Raw genomic sequence first — 14,993 nt, 5'->3', positions numbered from 1 at the left:
TGTCTATTTAGATAATTAGAGATACAAAATGATGACAGTTATAGTTGCACAGAAATACATGAATTTATCAAGGTTGATAGTAATTGCTTTAAGTGCGATCGGTCTAATATCCTGTGGAAATAAGCCTTCCAAGTTAGTCGCCGATCCGCAACTGGGAAAAAGTGGACGAACATTTGCCGATTGGTGTCGCCAAAAAGCTGATTTGAGTCCCGAAGCTAAACATACTGTTGAGGAGCTGTTGAAGATAGCCGGGACTACTGAGTGCGATGCCGCCGATCGAAAACTTTCGAGTCTTCCGGGACTCGGACTGATTGATGACCATAAAATCAGCGATATCAAACCGCTAGAATCCTTGACTAACCTGACTGTGCTCATCCTCATTGGCAATAAAATCAGCGACATCAAACCCCTAGAATCCTTGACTAACCTGAAGCATCTTGTCCTCAGCAACAATAAAATCAGCGACATCAAACCCCTAGAATCTTTGACTAACCTGAAGGAGCTTGGTCTCAACAATAATCAAATCAGCGACATCAAACCGCTAGAATCTTTGACTAATCTGACTGTGCTCAACCTCGATAGCAATCAAATCAGAGACATCAAACCCTTACACTCCTTGACTAAACTGACTCGGCTCCACATCAGGGGAAACCCGATCGCACCCAAGACTTGTCCTCTCAAGCCAGAGTCTATCTGTCAGTGGTAACTCTGAAATTAAATACTCAAACTTTTATGAATTGGGTGGCTTTTTCAAACGCGATCAATAATGCCCTCCCACAGTTCGGAAATAGGATACAATTTGCCTTCTTTAATTTGCTGGAGGGAGTTACGGAGGCTGGCTAGGACGAGTTCGGCAGGCTCGTCATCGGGATCTGCGGGCGGGGTGACAATATGGCTGCTGATTAATAGTTGGTAGAAGTCGTCCACAGACATTACAGCGAGTTGAGCGGCTCGATCGAGACTGAGGTTGTGTTGCTGATAAAGTACGATCGCGAGTTCGAGTCGCACATCGGCTTCAGTCAGAGGTAGATTGTCGGGAAGGTCGATCGTAATTTGCATGATTTATAGTACCTTTTAATTTCAATTGTCTCTGAAGTGCGATCGTTACAGATTCATTAAACTTTGATTCATGCGCTGTATTCTTCAAGATTAAAACGACTAGATATGTCAGCACTTTAACATAGCTGGGTGCCTATGGCTCACCTTACCCCCACAAGAAAATTGAACTATGAGTGGAACAGGCATTTTGCCTGTTCATGAAACTCGTGCAATATCTCAGATTTAAGCGACATGGCGCGGTGCATCAACCATCGGCGCAGTACCAAACAAATGTCTGAGATAACTGCGACTGAGTTCACGGTTCCAGCGCCGCAAACGCACCATCACTCGCGTGAATGTAAAAGTCAATTCCAACACCAAAGAAATCTGTTTGAGACTGAGTGAAGTATTAAACACATCATTGCCGTGCGTGCGTTCAATCTGATGGTGTTTCAGCAAAGCAATCAGGTTTTTGGTAGAGCCTTTTAGTTGATTGAAATAACTCTGGGAGAAAGCCCAGCGGCTGAAACCCCAAAACTTAGCCAAATGATTGATTTCATCCTGTAAAGGCTGCGAAATTGCCTGTTGCAACGCTCCTGTTGAGTGTACCATCAACCATAAATAAACAGAAGTAGCTCCCCACTCGGTACTGAGGCGACTAATCACGTGTTTATAGGTATCTTGCCAAGCGTCACCTGTGGATTGACAACCATTAACAGAGTTGGGTTTAACTTGCAGTTTTTCGGCTGTAAGTTGCTGGTAAATTTTCCTAAATGTCGGGCAATGTTGGCGTTCTTCTTTTTCCCAGACACCTATCTCTAAGATGTTGCCATTGTCATCAAAAAATCCTCCCATAAACCGCGCCATTTGCGGGTAAATATGCTGTAAATAGCACCAACTTTCTCTACCGTAGCTGCGGATGGGAGCTTCAATTTCTGCCGCACTTGCCAAAATTTGCAAAAATATTTCTGGCTTGACACCAATAATTTGGTCGCGATTAATTCCTTGCCAATCTATGGGCTCCCAAGGGCGGGGATGCGGGGTGGAAAATTGCTGGGGTAGATCGGAAAGTCGATCGCTCAAAACTTCCAATGACATATAATGGTCGATGAGAGAGTTGATCCTCGCCCGACTTTGCAAGTAGCGAGGGCTTTGATACTGATTCCCAGCCAAATCAATTGTATACACCTTACCAGTAGCTTTCATTGTTTCTGCCTGTTCCTAACTTTTACAGCTATTGTGCAAAAGGCATTTGGGAAGTCGCAATGAGTAACGTGCAGGCTGCTCAATGACTAGCAGTTGCCTTGACTGAGCCGAACTCAGGTGAAACGGCATGAAGTAGAGTGAACTAAACAACAGATGATACGGCTAAGATGTGCCGAAAAGTAGCCTTCCTCCCATAAATCGTCTATATTTCAGCCTTGACCAATTCCATAAGTAGAAAGTTGGTGGTGCTGGTCTTGCAAAAATTTTTGGCGTTGCTGAATAGAGGTATGATTAGACAACCATTCCGGGCAGTTCAGGTAGAATAGCGTTCACCTCAGAGTATCGAAATGATTACTTGAATATGGAATGGGAACGTCCGATAATTTGAGGAGCGTAAATTAGTAAACGAATTGAATGTTTGAGCATTTCTTCGGATTTATAATAACAAAGATTTTTTCTCTTTAATCCAGCCCAATAATGTCTGAGGCTTGTATTTTAACCTTCAACGGCAAGTCATATAAGTTTTAGAGATGATTTTGTCACCATCTGGAATAAACATGGGATAAATTTTCCAGCCATCTGTTACGTAAAAATAGCATTTCCATTTCTCAACGCTCTCCCATAAAGGTTTAAATGTTTGGGCACTATGATTCCCTAAAACCCATCCTAAAATACCTGCTTTGAAGTGGTCTACTGCTGTCCACAGCCAGATTTTTTTTGAACCCATAAATATTTCTAATTCATTTAGTTCTCCGACATCGGGAATTGTGTCTGGTTCGTAAGCGTCTGGCCAAAGTTCTCCCACCTGTTTGACCAATTAATTATTGTTGTATGGTGAACACCTTTGATTCTTTCACTTCCTCGAAAACCCATACCATTAACATACATTTTTAAGCATTCCTGCTTAACTTATTGAGAGTAACCTTTCTGGGGTTGGTAGCATTCTATGAATTCCCTACCACACTCAACACAAAGATAATTCGGTTTACCTTTTTTATGGCCATTTTTAGTGACATAACTTGATTTACATTCAGGACATTTCATAGGCTGTGACTTTTAGTTAATTGTTTTTGCCAATTTCTCTTTGAACTAATCATACCTTAGTTCAGCAACGCCCACGTTCAGTTTTGGAGAGCAGTGGAGGAGGCGACTCCTTCACTGACTTTAATTATCCTGAAAAAACCAATGAAGATGCTAGGAATGGAGGGGCAAAACGGTATTTCTGGGCAAGAGGAATCCGGCTCGAAAGAGGGAAAGCGTGGGGAGAATACCCCCTCTACTATTGACGATACACCCTGAGATAGCAAGTGGACATCGATGAACTATGAATTAGAATCTCCGTCCGCGACGGTCGGGGAGTATGTCAAGGATGTCGAAACAGCCTCATCTAACAAACGACAAAAGGTACTTAGGACGATCGCGCCACAGAAAAATTCTCCCCCCTCCTCCCCTTTCCCCAACTCCTTCAGTGCCCGCGCCTTGCGACTCACCAAGCAATCTCACGCACTATTCCCCTTCACCTATCTCCTTTGGGGCTAATGGCAGTTTCCGTAATTTATCTTAACTATAAAACTCAAAACTCAAAGCTCTTCACCAGCCCCTATCTCCCTTCAGACAGAGGGAAGTGTTCGTGATTTCCCTTATGATAAATATAAGGTTAACTTCTAAGTACCCTTGTTAAAAATAAATTTTGCAAACAATAGGGGAAAAACTAATGAATAGTCAAGAAAACGCGACCCAGACGGGCAGCGAAAATCAAGTCACGCTACCAAAATCTAGGGAAATATTGCTCGGTGAGGAAACAGAAAAAGCCCTGGGTCCGCAAAAACAAGAAGATGCTCAAACTATGCGCGCTGTCGAACAGTTGAAAGAAGAACTTCAGCACAAAATAGATGAAGAATGTCATCATAAGGTAGATTAAAACTAATACGGAATTTTTTCTGCTGTGGGTAAGATGCTGTCTTGCCCACAGCCGCTTTTTTAAGGCTTTTTTAAATTTTATTTAAAAATTATAAATTTTTGGGGGCTTAAAAAAATAGTCTTGGACGCACGGGCGACCCTCCAGCAGTTTTTTACAAAAATACTTGATTGCAGCCAGCAGAAACGGTAAAAAAAGTCGGTAACTATGAAAGTGGCAGTCCGTCTAAAATTGAAAAATTATTTTTCCATCTTCCATGTTCCCTCTTCATTTTTTATTCATTGTTTCTTCCTAGAGGTAGAGTGCAACGCAGCTCCTAGTTACCTATGATGAGTTTATTAAGTAAAAAATGTCTGATTAGATACACATAGGGAGAAACCCATGAGCGAAGATAGAGCAAAGGCAACTGGCAACAACATCGCAGGCAAAGCTCAAGAAGCCCTAGGCAATATTACTGGCGACCCGAAAGATAAAGCAGAAGGCAAAGCCAAGCAGGCAAAAGCTGAAGCTGGTCATGCGATCGAAGATGTAAAAGATGAGCTCAAAAAGAAACTAGACTAAGCCTAATAATAGTTGAGAGGGTCGCGCAACCTGACCCTTTCAAGTATTCAACTTGTTTTCATTCAGAACGGAGGAAAAAAGGTGAGTTTATTGCAGCAGAGTCGCCAAATAATTGCGGGCGTACTATTGGTATTAATGCTGGCTGTTACTACTGCCTGCGCGCCCAGCGTTTCAGCCCAAAAACCGACTGATGTACCTGTAGCAATTGGTGGCACTCAGGGTTATTACGCGCAGCTAGAACGTGGCAATACCGCCGCAGGTCAAGATTTTGGTCAATGGGTAACAAAGACCGCTAAGGGCTTGGTTCAGGATGCTTACGTCCGCGACAATAACAAATTGGGAGTTGTAATTACCCCGCAAGTCCGCCCGACTGAAGTGAAAGATTTGGCGAAATCTTTAGCACAAGGTTTTCACCGCAATTTCCCAAATCAGGATGTAAGTGTTTTGGTTTACGCTCCTGACAAGAAACTAATTTTGACTGCTAAGTACGACCAGCAATCAAATCAGATTGAATACAAGTCTTGACAGGGTTAGCAAGCTTAAATGATAGCCGCGTGGCGGTTTAATATTCCGCAGTTTTTTGAAGTCGAAATTATCTCAATTTAAGACTGAAATGTTGTGTAGATTGCAAGAGAGTTACCATGAGTAGCAGCGATAATTACAAGCATCAAATCATGAAGGATTTAGCCCAGGGCGATCGAGAAATGATGCCGGAGACAACTGGTGAAGATTACGAAAACTTTGACGATTTTGCTCAGAGAACTTCGCCGGCTCAGCGCAAACAATTATTCGGGCGTTCCCTGAATCACGACTCCCTCCCGCCGGCTCAGTTGGAACCGGAATTGCAAAAGGCGATCGCCCAAATTAAGCCAAACGAACGCGACGACGTGGCGCGGGAATTCTTCAAGCATTTGGGCAAGAGAGGATTGGACGATCGCAAATTGGAAAAGCAGCTAGGACTTTCTACCCACCACGCCAGCCGCATGAATGCTGACGATGTTACCAAGCTGGCTTCGTTTACCTATCACAATCACCCGGATATTTTCCAAGAAGTGCTGGCCGAACAGCCGAGTTTGATGAAGTTTTTGGGCAATCCAGTTGTTGCTGGTATTTTGGGAATAGTTGCGGCTAAATGGCTCAACAACCGCAAATAATTTTGGATTCAGACAACCCTAAAAGCGGATAATACGTGCAGAAATAAAAGGACGACCGCCTGGTCGTCCTTTTATTTTTTATATCTAGCCCTGTAAAATAACCGCGAGTACGTTTGTAGTTAAGACTTTACTCCTCATAATCCGATCGCGACTAAAGTCCTCAGTACAAACCTTTTTTATTGGGTCGTTTGAGGCAAAAATTTATTATAATAAATTTTAATGATTTAAATCTTAATTATTAGGTTATTCGGTGTTCATGGGATTAACACCCCTTGCAAATTACCGACTACGAATTACTGATTGCCAATGGCTAATTATTGCTCAAAGCTAAAAATAGCTGGACAGCAGTCAACAGCGGTATACCTGACACTCCGCAAAATTAAATGTAGGATTAAGTGTTGCTGTGAATCAGAAAAAAAGATGAACGTATCCACTATTTGGCGAAAACTCCGCAGCCAGCAAGCCTTCTGCTTGGCTGTACTCCTGGCAGGTTGCCTCGTATTTATCGGTTGTTCCCCCGCGCAGTCAGCGGCTGGCAATTCAGTCGATCCCAAGTTGAAAGAGCAAGTCTTGCAGATTATCCGCGAAAACCCGCAAGCAATTTTAGAGTCGGTACAAGCGTACCAGCAACAGCAGCAGCAGTCTCTCAAAGCAGCGCAGCAGTCATTTTTGCAGGAGATGAAAACTAATCCCAAATCTGCGATCGGGGATTCTCCCACCACGGGTTCAGCTTCGCAGCAAATTGTACTTTTAGAATTCTCTGACTTTCAATGTCCGTTTTGCGCGCGCGCCCACGATACTGTCAAGCAGTTTATGGCAAAACACCAGGACAAAGTTACTTTAGCTTACAAGCATTTTCCCTTGACTTCTATTCACCCTCAAGCGCTGCCCGCAGCTAAAGCAGCTTGGGCGGCGGGCCAGCAGGGCAAATTCTGGGAATACTACAGCGCTTTGTTTGAAGGGCAGAAAGAGTTAGGCGAACCATTGTATACATCGATCGCCCAAAAGCTCAATCTAAAATTAGATAAATTCAACACCGATCGCAACAGCCCTGCTGCCGAAGCCGCCATTGCCAAAGACGTGCAACTTGCTCAACAACTGGGCATTGAAGGCACTCCATTTTTTATTATGAACGGCCAAACTTTCTCCGGGGCGATCGAGCTTGCTGAAATGGAAAGCATTCTCGCATCTGTCTCGAAATAAATAATTGATGACTCTTGGAAACCGAGTCTAAAAATTCGTTCCCAGCCTGCTTGGGCTGGGAACGAGAAAAACCAGAAAAACTCGAAAAATCTTTGATTAAACCGCAGCCAACTCAGGAGTCGGGCGCTTGCTGTGGCGGATACCCTCGATCGCTGCTGCGTAATCATTCGCCTTAAACACAGCAGAACCAGCGACGATCGCATTTGCGCCCGCTTCCAGAACCTGCCAAGTATTGTTCCCCTTCAAACCGCCATCTACCTCAATCCAAGGATCGAGGCCCTTGTCGTCGCACATTTTACGCAACTGGCGAATTTTCGGCAAAACAGCCGGGATAAAACTTTGACCACCAAAGCCCGGATTGACGCTCATAATCAGCACCAAATCGCAAAGTTCCAGCACGTACTCGATCAACTCCAGCGGCGTCGAAGGATTCAGAACCACACCAGCCATTTTGCCCAATTCCCGAATTTGGCCGAGGGTGCGGTGCAAGTGAGGCGAAGCATTATGCTCGGCGTGAACCGAAATAATATCAGCACCAGCCTTAGCGAAGTCCTCCACGTACTTCTCCGGCTCCACAATCATCAAGTGGACATCGATCACCTTGGTAGTAACGGGGCGAATTGCCTCAACAATCAGCGGCCCGATAGTAATATTAGGAACAAAGCGACCGTCCATCACATCTACGTGAATCCAGTCAGCCCCAGCTCGATCGACAGCCTGAATCTCTTCTCCAAGACGGCTAAAATCGGCTGATAATATGGATGGAGCAATAACAATTGATTTTTGGGATTGGGTCATGGCTAAGTCTGTTCTCCTGTCTGCTGTGCTGTATCCAGTTTATCAAAATACGGGTCTCCGGGTCGAAAAGTTGCCAACCATCGGTCGCGAGATTGGGAGGGCAGAAAAATTTTACCTCTGACAGACAAGTTTGGCGAGCGCGCACCAGCCCAGCTCTCCGAATTTTGGTTTAGGATATAAATTTTCCCTCTAACAAATAACTTGTGTGCAAAATCTGACCTTCTGCAAATTTTGAGTACCGAATTATGAAAAGAACAGATCCCTTAGAAAATCCTGAACTCGATCGTGCCAGTCTGTTTGTATTAATGATCCCAGTCATCGGCTTTTTCCCTGCCCTGTGGACTCTTTACCGTCGCCAGGGTAGTCCCGAACGCAAAGCCATCAGCCGCTTGGCAATTGCCCTTGCTTTTAGTTGGCTCTTAGGACATATTCTTTTAGAAGCTGGAGCGATTTCTGCGGAATCTCCGACACTTCCTATGTTATTAATGAGTAGCCTGCTAACCACCAGCTATTTCATCGTTGCTCTGGGACTGATGGTTCGCCTCTGGAAGCGTCAACCGCTATGGTTGCCCGGAATTAGCCGCGTAGCCGAGCAAGTAGTGGGCAAACATTTATCATAATTTAGGGTTATTTTAAGCTCCTACCCTATTGATTGATTGCGTCTTCAGCTTGATACTACATATTGCCATTATCTTTTTTATTTTTGTTGTGTGTGAGGAAGCCAGTGCCAGCTCAAAAAATTCCTAATCAAGACCCTATCCAACAATCAACTGCTCAACCTGCAACCAAAAAATCTGCCCAGCCCCATCGAGGCCGCTGGCTGGGTTTTGGTTTTGGTTTGGCTGGAGTAGCCATGCTCTCAGCCACAGCCGGAGCATTGCTAGCCGTCTCCCTTTCTACAACGCCGCTTCAGCAACAAAAGTTGAGCCCTGAAGAAGCGGCGGTATTTTCTCAAGGCGACATGGCAAAGCTCAACATGAAAATGCCGGAGCTGACTCGCCCAGTTAATATTTTAGTTTTAGGACTTAAAGTTCTGACCTCTGACATCGAAGGAAGTGTCAACAAAAATGTCGGACACGAGGTTTGGGAAAACTCATTTAAGGGCTTAACCGATACCATGCTGTTGGTTAGGTTTGACCCTCAAAATAAAAAGTTAAGCGTGCTTTCCATTCCGCGAGACACCCGCACCTATGTTGAAGGTAGGGGCGAGGTGAAAATCAACGAAGCTAATTACTACGGGGGCCCAGCTTCGTCAGCGAAGTCAGTCAGCGGACTCCTAGGCGGTGTGGGAATTGACCGCTACGTCACAGTTAATATTCATGGTATAAAAAGTTTAGTAGATGCCCTTGGTGGCATTACTATTAATGTCCCTAAAGACATGAAGTATACCGATGAAAGCCAGCATTTATATATAGATTTAAAGGCGGGCAAGCAGAAACTAAACGGCGAACAAATCGTGCAATATTTGCTTTACCGCCACGACGATTTGGGCGACATCGGGCGGGTGCAGCGCCAACAATTGTTGATGCGGGCTTTTGTGGAACAGGAAGTAAATGTAGGTTTGCTGTCTCGACTACCGAAGATTTTATCGGTGATTCAGTCTCACCTGGACACGAATTTGAGTATAGAAGAATTGGTAGCTTTGGCTGGTTTTGCTACTCAAACCGATCGCGCTAGCGTGCAGATGTTGATGGTTCCCGGCAAATTTAGCGATTCTAAGGACTACAAGGCAAGTTTTTGGTTGCCCGACCAATATGCCATCGAAACTATGGTGGCGGAACATTTTGACTTCGGCCAAAATACTTGGACAATTGAGAATGCTGATTCGACTTTTCTGAATGTGGCGATTCAAGATAGTACCGGAGATCCATCGGCTGTTGAAGCTTTTGTCAATAATTTGACTCAAGCCGGTTATCGGAATGTTCAGGTTTATAAAGCTTGGCCCGAACCGCTGGAGGTAACTACTCTAGTAGCTCAACAGGGCGATATTAAAGGTGCTCAAGCGATTCGCCAGTTTTTGGGTTTTGGAGATGTGCTGGTTGAGAGTACCGGTTCTTTGCAGTCCGACGTGACAATCAGATTGGGTAAGGATTGGTTGGAGAAAAAGGCTCAGTCCGGCGGGGCGGCTAAGTCTTTTTAAACTCGATTTTAACTGGGGTATTTCTAGGGACACAGCATTGCTGTGTCCTCTTCTTTTGTGTTGCTAGAGATGGGCGCGATCGCTTTTTTGTCGATTTACTGATACTATCTTTTTTGGTGATGATGGATCGCGATCGCAATACCGATAGTTCCCTCCGCAATCTGAACTGAAACAATAATCAAGGAGGGAAAACTTAAGATATTTTATAAAGGTAAGGTTGATGAACAAGGGTGCTAAAATAGACCGACAGCGGGAACATCAGGCTAATGAACGCACATTTCTCGCATGGTTACGAACTTCACTGGCTTTAATTGGTTTTGGGTTTGCGATCAGTCGGTTCAGTTTATTCCTCCGTCAATTTCAAGCTACAGTGACTCAGCAAGAAGTTTCCTCCCCTCCCTTCTTCAACTCCGAAACTTTAGGGCTGAGTCTGGTCATTTTTGGAATTGCGGTCATTGCCTTAGCAGCATGGCGTTATAATCGAGTTTTCTGGCAAATTGAGCGAGGTGATTATCGCCCAAATCGTGTGCTAGTTTGGATTCTGACTGGAGTTGTAATGATTTTAGGAACGTTAAGCATTCCGTTGTTGCTATGGCGCAATCGCGGAAATATAGCTCCCACTTCAACTCCTAAAAATTCTCAATTCTAAGTTAACGCGATCGCTTAGCTAAGGAATGAGAATTAAATAACTTCCACTCTTGAAAGTGGGACGGGCGAGACGCCCATCCCACAATAACAATTAAAATTGTAAGTTATTTAATTCGCGATCCTAAAGTGCCTCTTCCTTCATTCAGCTACCATATAGGCGTCCCAAATTGTCTTGATTTTTTCCAAACGCTGCAAATCGGTCAGGCGATAGAATTGAGGTAGTCTATCGTGCAAGTAAACTGGCTAACATCGCAAGTTTGAGCTTTGTTGCAACTTAAAAATTTTCAAATTCCATTAATCGCGATCGCCCACCGGTAAGCTCAGTATAAACCCTGTTTGACCAAGTATGGCAGCATCTAGTTTGATATCGCCGCCGTGAGCCCGTGCGATTTCCCTTGCTAAACTTAGCCCCAATCCCGAGCCTTCTATTTTTTGGATCTGAGTGGAGTCACCGCGATGGAAGCGCTCGAAAATGCGATCGCGCTCCCTCAAAGAAATATCGTGAGAACTATTGACAATTTTCACAATTACTCTTTTTCCCTGACAGTTAGCCTGTAACCTGAGCCAACCCTTCGGTAAATTATATTTAATCGCATTACCAACCAAATTTTGCAAAACCTGCACCAGCAAATCGCGATCGCCCTTGATATATAAATTGGGAGCAATTGCCATTTGTACATCTAATTGCGGTGCTAGCAGTTCCATATCTTCGGCAATTTCCGATAGCAAAGCAGACATATTCACCGTAACCCAATGTAAACCCATACGTCCGGCATCGGCGTGAGAAAGTAAGAGAAGTTTACGGGTTATTTCACTCAAACGACGCACTTCATCCAATAAATTACTCAGCGTTTGCTGCACCTCAGAACCAGATTCAACTTGATGCAAAGCCCGTTCTAGTTGACCTTGCAAAATTGCCAGCGGAGTCTTTAATTCGTGGGCAGCATCTCCACTAAAACGAGAAGCTTGTTTAAAACTTCGTTCGAGACGTTCTAGCATCTGATTGAACACAAAAATTAATTCTACAAACTCTATATCGGTTGCTCCGTCAGGGACGCGCCGATCTAGCCCTTGTACAGTGACATTGCGAATTGCCATCGTGAGTCGCCCAATTGGATATAGAATACTCCGCGATATCACCCACGCTCCACTGGCCACGAGTAAAAGCACTACGGGAATAGAAATTAGAAAGATATTGCCAATCGATGCCATTTCCCGATCGATCGCTTGTAAGTTAACAGCGATCGCTATTTGAGTCTGAGGAGAATGAATGGCGCCCACACGCCAAACTGCCCTGCTAGTACGCTGGGTTGCTAGTTTAGATTTGAAAAATCGAGGAAAATTGGGTCGATCGAATTGAGGATGTCGATCGCGCGGGGGTCTTCTTTCTCTCGGTGAAAATGAATCGGGTCGATCGGGAGGTGGTGGATAGGCTGGAGGTGGATAGGGCGGAGGGGGAGGTTGTAATTGAAAAGGTATTCTATGTGGATCGGGAGGCGGTTGAGGCAGCGATCGCCATAATGTATTAGCATCAAGTCCATCTTGCCACTGGCTCGATCGGTAGAGCAAATTACCATCTCTATCATTCACCAGCAAAGCCGCGGTTGTTTCCCCATCATTCATGCCCAAAACTGATGGCAAAGAATCACTATAAGCATCCCATTGGGTCGATTGCGGGCGGGTAGATTGGATTAACTGATTCTTGATTTCAGCATCAAGACGTTTTACCTTAGCATCATAAATCAACCACCACGAAACAATACTAAAGCCAATTAAAGCAATACTTGCTAGAACAGCAGATGATAGAGCAATGCGAAAGCGGAAAGATTGCAATTTCACGATGCAGAATCTGGTTTGCGAAACCGATAGCCAACGCCGCGCACACTCTCAACCCATCCTGTACCGCCAATCGGTTCAATTTTCTTGCGAATGCGTTGAATACATACATCTACTACATTCGTATTCGGATTAAAATCATAACCCCAGATATGTTCGAGGATTTGCGTGCGGGTGAGTACCCTACCGGGCGATCGCATCAGATATTCCAACAGATTAAACTCGCGACTTGTAAGTTCTACCGCATGGCGATCGCAAGTAACTTCTCGGAGAATGCGATCGAGCTTAACAGGGCCAACGCTCAGAATATTTTGCCCACCGCCTGAAGCCCGCCGCACCACAGCATAAATCCGAGCAACTAACTCCTCAACAAAAAACGGTTTAGCCAAATAGTCATCAGCACCGAGATGTAACCCTTCAATGCGATCGTCTAGTTCATTGCGAGCAGTTAATAAAATCACAGGTACGTTGCGCCCAGCCTTTCGCAGATGTTTGAGAATAGATAATCCGTCTTTTCCCGGCAAAACAATATCAAGTACGATCGCATCGTACTCATTATCCATCGCCCGATCGTAGCCATCATTGCCATTATCGCAATAATCCACAACAAAGCCTTGTTCTTTCAAGCCCATACAAACAAAATTGGCAATTTTTTCTTCATCTTCAACGTATAGAACATTCATAGATTTACCGATTAGGTTGCGATTATACCGCGAGCGTGGATTTACTTAAATTACAAAACTGTAATCTATCCACAATGTTGCAGGTAATGTTTGGGGAGTTTGATGTAGCTGTCAACATTTTTGGATCGGCGATCGTAACTATCATGAAAATTGCTTCACTGCTGGCATTACCTGCTACAGCCTTGCTGCTGGGATTTAGCAGCTTGACTTTTCCCGATCGAACTACAGCTAATTCTAATACTGTACTAGCTCAGAGCCAGCCCGAACCCAGTCAAGAGCGCAGACATCCGCCCCGTATAGATTTTGCCGCTGCTGCCAAACAATTAGGAGTCACCGAAGCCGAGTTAATCGAAGCTTTGGGGCTACCCGCCAAACCGCCCGAACCTCCAACTGAAAATAATCGCCCGCCCAGCCCACCGCCCCGTCCTCGTTTAGATATTCCCGGTGCAGCGAAAAAGTTGGGAGTCACCGAAGCAGAGTTGATTAAAATTTTGGGCATTCCACCGCGTCCACCCGGCGATCGTAATTTACCTCAAAATTCAGAAAAACGCTAATTTCTCCAGATTACAAAACTGTAATCCTAGGACAGGGATAAATGTCATATTCAACCAACTTAATGATTTTAGAGACTAAATCAAAGGCCGATTGAGAATTCATTTCTTTAGCCTGACAACTGATTCAAACTTAGAAAACTAATCCAGGTAATTACATCATGCCAGCACTATTTCCTAATTCAATCAATGCACCAGGCAATCCTCCCCAAAATCAAGGCGCACCAGGCAATCCTCCCCAAAATCAAGGCGCAGCGGGCAACCAACCTCCCCAAAATCAAGGCGCACCGGGCAACCAACCTCCTCAAAATCAAGGCGCACCGGGCAATCCTCCAGGGCAAAATCAGGCAGCAGTAGGCAACCAACCTCCCCAAAATCAAGGCGCACCGGGCAATCCTCCTCCCCAAAATCAAGGCGCACAACTTACGAATTCTGCTTTACCTCCCCAAAACCAAACTCCACCCCCTCCGCCAGCTAACAGTATTAGCACCACAGCAGGAAACGACAATATTACCGGAGATAGTTTAGATAACTTTATCCTAGGCAGTAGCGGCACAGATACCATAACTGGAGGATTAGGCACCGATACAATTAGCTATCTTTCCCTGGGCAGCGGCATTACCATTGAGGCTAAAGGTATTGTAGATAAAGGCGCAGCCGGCACAGATACCCTGCAAAATATAGAACAAATAATTGCTCCTTTAGGACAGATTAATACCATCGATGCTTCTACAGGTAGCGACACAGCTTCTATTAATGTGGATTTGTCGCAGAATCGTTTGGCGGTTAACAATTTACCCGGTATCGGAACTCTGAATTTTACTGTAGAGAATTTCGTTAATGTCACAGGAACTCCGAATGTAGATGTCCTTACCGGAAACATCCAAAACAATTCTTTAGTAGGAGGAGATGGTAACGATACACTCTCAGGTTTGCGCGGCAATGATACCCTGATTGGAGTAAATCCATTGAGTGCTACACCGGGAAGCAATGAAACGGATGTGCTGATTGGGGGTCGGGGTAGAGATATTTTTGTTCTCGGTGATGCCACCAAGACATACTATCAGGGAACAGGAGTTGCACTGATTCAGGATTTCCAACAGGGAATCGATCGCATTCAGCTACGTGGGAGTCTCTCTGACTACAATATTGTTGGTAACTCCATCAATTTGGCTGGTACATCTGACCAAATTGCTGTAATTCAAGGCGGGTTTACTCCTGATAGTTTCCTGTTTGTGTAATATCAATTCCGGTAGC

Annotated in this window: 16 protein-coding genes and 1 pseudogene; 11 read left to right on the top strand and 6 right to left on the bottom strand. The window is 44.7% G+C overall.

Going from position 1 to position 14,993, the window contains the following annotated elements:
- Positions 1-28 precede the first annotated feature (28 nt).
- A complete protein-coding gene (locus QUB77_RS20290) occupies positions 29-706 on the top strand; it encodes a leucine-rich repeat domain-containing protein (RefSeq protein WP_333179103.1) in 678 nt (225 codons plus the stop codon).
- Positions 707-750: 44 nt separating this feature from the next.
- Here QUB77_RS20290 and QUB77_RS20285 read toward each other — a convergent pair whose 3' ends face one another.
- From QUB77_RS20285 to QUB77_RS20275, 3 genes and pseudogenes are all read right to left on the bottom strand, one after another.
- Complete coding sequence (locus QUB77_RS20285; protein WP_333179102.1) at positions 751-1,059, bottom strand: UPF0175 family protein; 309 nt, start codon at positions 1,057-1,059, stop codon at positions 751-753.
- Positions 1,060-1,281: 222 nt separating this feature from the next.
- A complete protein-coding gene (locus tag QUB77_RS20280) occupies positions 1,282-2,244 on the bottom strand; it encodes a hypothetical protein (protein WP_333179099.1) in 963 nt (320 codons plus the stop codon).
- A 329-nt stretch (positions 2,245-2,573) separates the two neighbouring features.
- Positions 2,574-3,288, bottom strand: a pseudogene (locus QUB77_RS20275) (IS1 family transposase).
- A gap of 670 nt (positions 3,289-3,958) precedes the next feature.
- Here QUB77_RS20275 and QUB77_RS20270 point away from each other — a divergent pair.
- The 5 genes from QUB77_RS20270 to QUB77_RS20250 all read left to right on the top strand — a co-directional run bounded on the left by QUB77_RS20270 (position 3,959) and on the right by QUB77_RS20250 (position 7,080).
- Entirely contained in the window at positions 3,959-4,165 is a 207-nt protein-coding gene (locus QUB77_RS20270; protein WP_333179096.1) for a hypothetical protein, read from the top strand.
- A gap of 378 nt (positions 4,166-4,543) precedes the next feature.
- A complete protein-coding gene (locus QUB77_RS20265) occupies positions 4,544-4,723 on the top strand; it encodes a CsbD family protein (RefSeq protein ID WP_333179092.1) in 180 nt (59 codons plus the stop codon).
- Positions 4,724-4,804: 81 nt separating this feature from the next.
- Positions 4,805-5,248 (top strand): hypothetical protein, encoded by a 444-nt coding sequence (locus QUB77_RS20260; protein WP_333179090.1) that lies wholly within the window; start codon positions 4,805-4,807, stop codon positions 5,246-5,248.
- A gap of 116 nt (positions 5,249-5,364) precedes the next feature.
- Positions 5,365-5,877, top strand: coding sequence for a hypothetical protein (locus QUB77_RS20255; RefSeq protein ID WP_333179087.1), 513 nt, complete (start codon positions 5,365-5,367; stop codon positions 5,875-5,877).
- Between the two features lie 420 nt (positions 5,878-6,297).
- Positions 6,298-7,080 (top strand): thioredoxin domain-containing protein, encoded by a 783-nt coding sequence (locus QUB77_RS20250; protein WP_333179085.1) that lies wholly within the window; start codon positions 6,298-6,300, stop codon positions 7,078-7,080.
- 96 nt (positions 7,081-7,176) lie between these two features.
- On the opposite strand, the gene rpe is transcribed toward QUB77_RS20250, so the two are convergent.
- Positions 7,177-7,878: a ribulose-phosphate 3-epimerase gene (gene rpe, locus QUB77_RS20245; RefSeq protein WP_015179568.1), complete on the bottom strand. Its 702-nt coding sequence runs from the start codon at positions 7,876-7,878 to the stop codon at positions 7,177-7,179.
- Positions 7,879-8,123: 245 nt separating this feature from the next.
- Here rpe and QUB77_RS20240 point away from each other — a divergent pair, with 245 nt between their 5' ends.
- From QUB77_RS20240 to QUB77_RS20230, 3 genes are all read left to right on the top strand, one after another.
- Positions 8,124-8,498, top strand: coding sequence for a hypothetical protein (locus tag QUB77_RS20240; protein ID WP_333149078.1), 375 nt, complete (start codon positions 8,124-8,126; stop codon positions 8,496-8,498).
- Positions 8,499-8,602: 104 nt separating this feature from the next.
- Complete coding sequence (locus QUB77_RS20235) at positions 8,603-10,018, top strand: LCP family protein (RefSeq protein WP_333179082.1); 1,416 nt, start codon at positions 8,603-8,605, stop codon at positions 10,016-10,018.
- A gap of 220 nt (positions 10,019-10,238) precedes the next feature.
- On the top strand, positions 10,239-10,667 hold the full coding sequence (locus QUB77_RS20230) for a DUF202 domain-containing protein (protein WP_333179079.1): 429 nt from the start codon (positions 10,239-10,241) through the stop codon (positions 10,665-10,667).
- 293 nt (positions 10,668-10,960) lie between these two features.
- Here QUB77_RS20230 and QUB77_RS20225 read toward each other — a convergent pair whose 3' ends face one another.
- Positions 10,961-12,505 carry an ATP-binding protein gene (locus QUB77_RS20225; RefSeq protein WP_333179076.1) on the bottom strand — a complete coding sequence of 515 codons (1,545 nt, stop codon included), beginning with the start codon at positions 12,503-12,505 and terminating at the stop codon, positions 10,961-10,963.
- Positions 12,502-13,185: a response regulator transcription factor gene (locus tag QUB77_RS20220; protein WP_333179073.1), complete on the bottom strand. Its 684-nt coding sequence runs from the start codon at positions 13,183-13,185 to the stop codon at positions 12,502-12,504. Before QUB77_RS20220 ends, QUB77_RS20225 begins: the two co-directional genes overlap by 4 nt.
- 74 nt (positions 13,186-13,259) lie before the next feature.
- On the opposite strand from QUB77_RS20220, the gene QUB77_RS20215 reads away from it, so the two are divergent.
- Both QUB77_RS20215 and QUB77_RS20210 read left to right on the top strand, forming a co-directional pair.
- Positions 13,260-13,739, top strand: a complete 480-nt coding sequence (locus tag QUB77_RS20215; RefSeq protein ID WP_333179071.1) for a hypothetical protein — start codon at positions 13,260-13,262, stop codon at positions 13,737-13,739.
- Between the two features lie 158 nt (positions 13,740-13,897).
- Positions 13,898-14,977, top strand: coding sequence for a M10 family metallopeptidase C-terminal domain-containing protein (locus QUB77_RS20210; RefSeq protein WP_333179068.1), 1,080 nt, complete (start codon positions 13,898-13,900; stop codon positions 14,975-14,977).
- Positions 14,978-14,993: the final 16 nt, after the last annotated feature.

It is taken from the genome of Microcoleus sp. AT9b-C3 (genome assembly GCF_036705485.1).
Taxonomy (GTDB): Bacteria; Cyanobacteriota; Cyanobacteriia; order Cyanobacteriales; family Microcoleaceae; genus Microcoleus.
The sequence above is the reverse complement of the archived record's forward strand: the minus strand, read 5'-3'. Positions and strand labels throughout refer to the sequence as shown.

Excerpts from the sequence above, each read along its gene's own strand:
- QUB77_RS20280 (WP_333179099.1), bottom strand. The coding sequence starts at position 2,244 with ATGAAAGCTACTGGTAAGGTGTATACAATTGATTTGGCTGGGAATCAG.
- QUB77_RS20290 (WP_333179103.1), top strand. The coding sequence starts at position 29 with ATGATGACAGTTATAGTTGCACAGAAATACATGAATTTATCAAGGTTG.
- QUB77_RS20270 (WP_333179096.1), top strand. The coding sequence starts at position 3,959 with ATGAATAGTCAAGAAAACGCGACCCAGACGGGCAGCGAAAATCAAGTC.
- QUB77_RS20250 (WP_333179085.1), top strand. The coding sequence starts at position 6,298 with ATGAACGTATCCACTATTTGGCGAAAACTCCGCAGCCAGCAAGCCTTC.
- rpe (WP_015179568.1), bottom strand. The coding sequence starts at position 7,878 with ATGACCCAATCCCAAAAATCAATTGTTATTGCTCCATCCATATTATCA.
- QUB77_RS20255 (WP_333179087.1), top strand. The coding sequence starts at position 5,365 with ATGAGTAGCAGCGATAATTACAAGCATCAAATCATGAAGGATTTAGCC.
- QUB77_RS20210 (WP_333179068.1), top strand. The coding sequence starts at position 13,898 with ATGCCAGCACTATTTCCTAATTCAATCAATGCACCAGGCAATCCTCCC.
- QUB77_RS20230 (WP_333179079.1), top strand. The coding sequence starts at position 10,239 with ATGAACAAGGGTGCTAAAATAGACCGACAGCGGGAACATCAGGCTAAT.
- QUB77_RS20240 (WP_333149078.1), top strand. The coding sequence starts at position 8,124 with ATGAAAAGAACAGATCCCTTAGAAAATCCTGAACTCGATCGTGCCAGT.
- QUB77_RS20285 (WP_333179102.1), bottom strand. The coding sequence starts at position 1,059 with ATGCAAATTACGATCGACCTTCCCGACAATCTACCTCTGACTGAAGCC.
- QUB77_RS20215 (WP_333179071.1), top strand. The coding sequence starts at position 13,260 with ATGTTGCAGGTAATGTTTGGGGAGTTTGATGTAGCTGTCAACATTTTT.
- QUB77_RS20220 (WP_333179073.1), bottom strand. The coding sequence starts at position 13,185 with ATGAATGTTCTATACGTTGAAGATGAAGAAAAAATTGCCAATTTTGTT.
- QUB77_RS20265 (WP_333179092.1), top strand. The coding sequence starts at position 4,544 with ATGAGCGAAGATAGAGCAAAGGCAACTGGCAACAACATCGCAGGCAAA.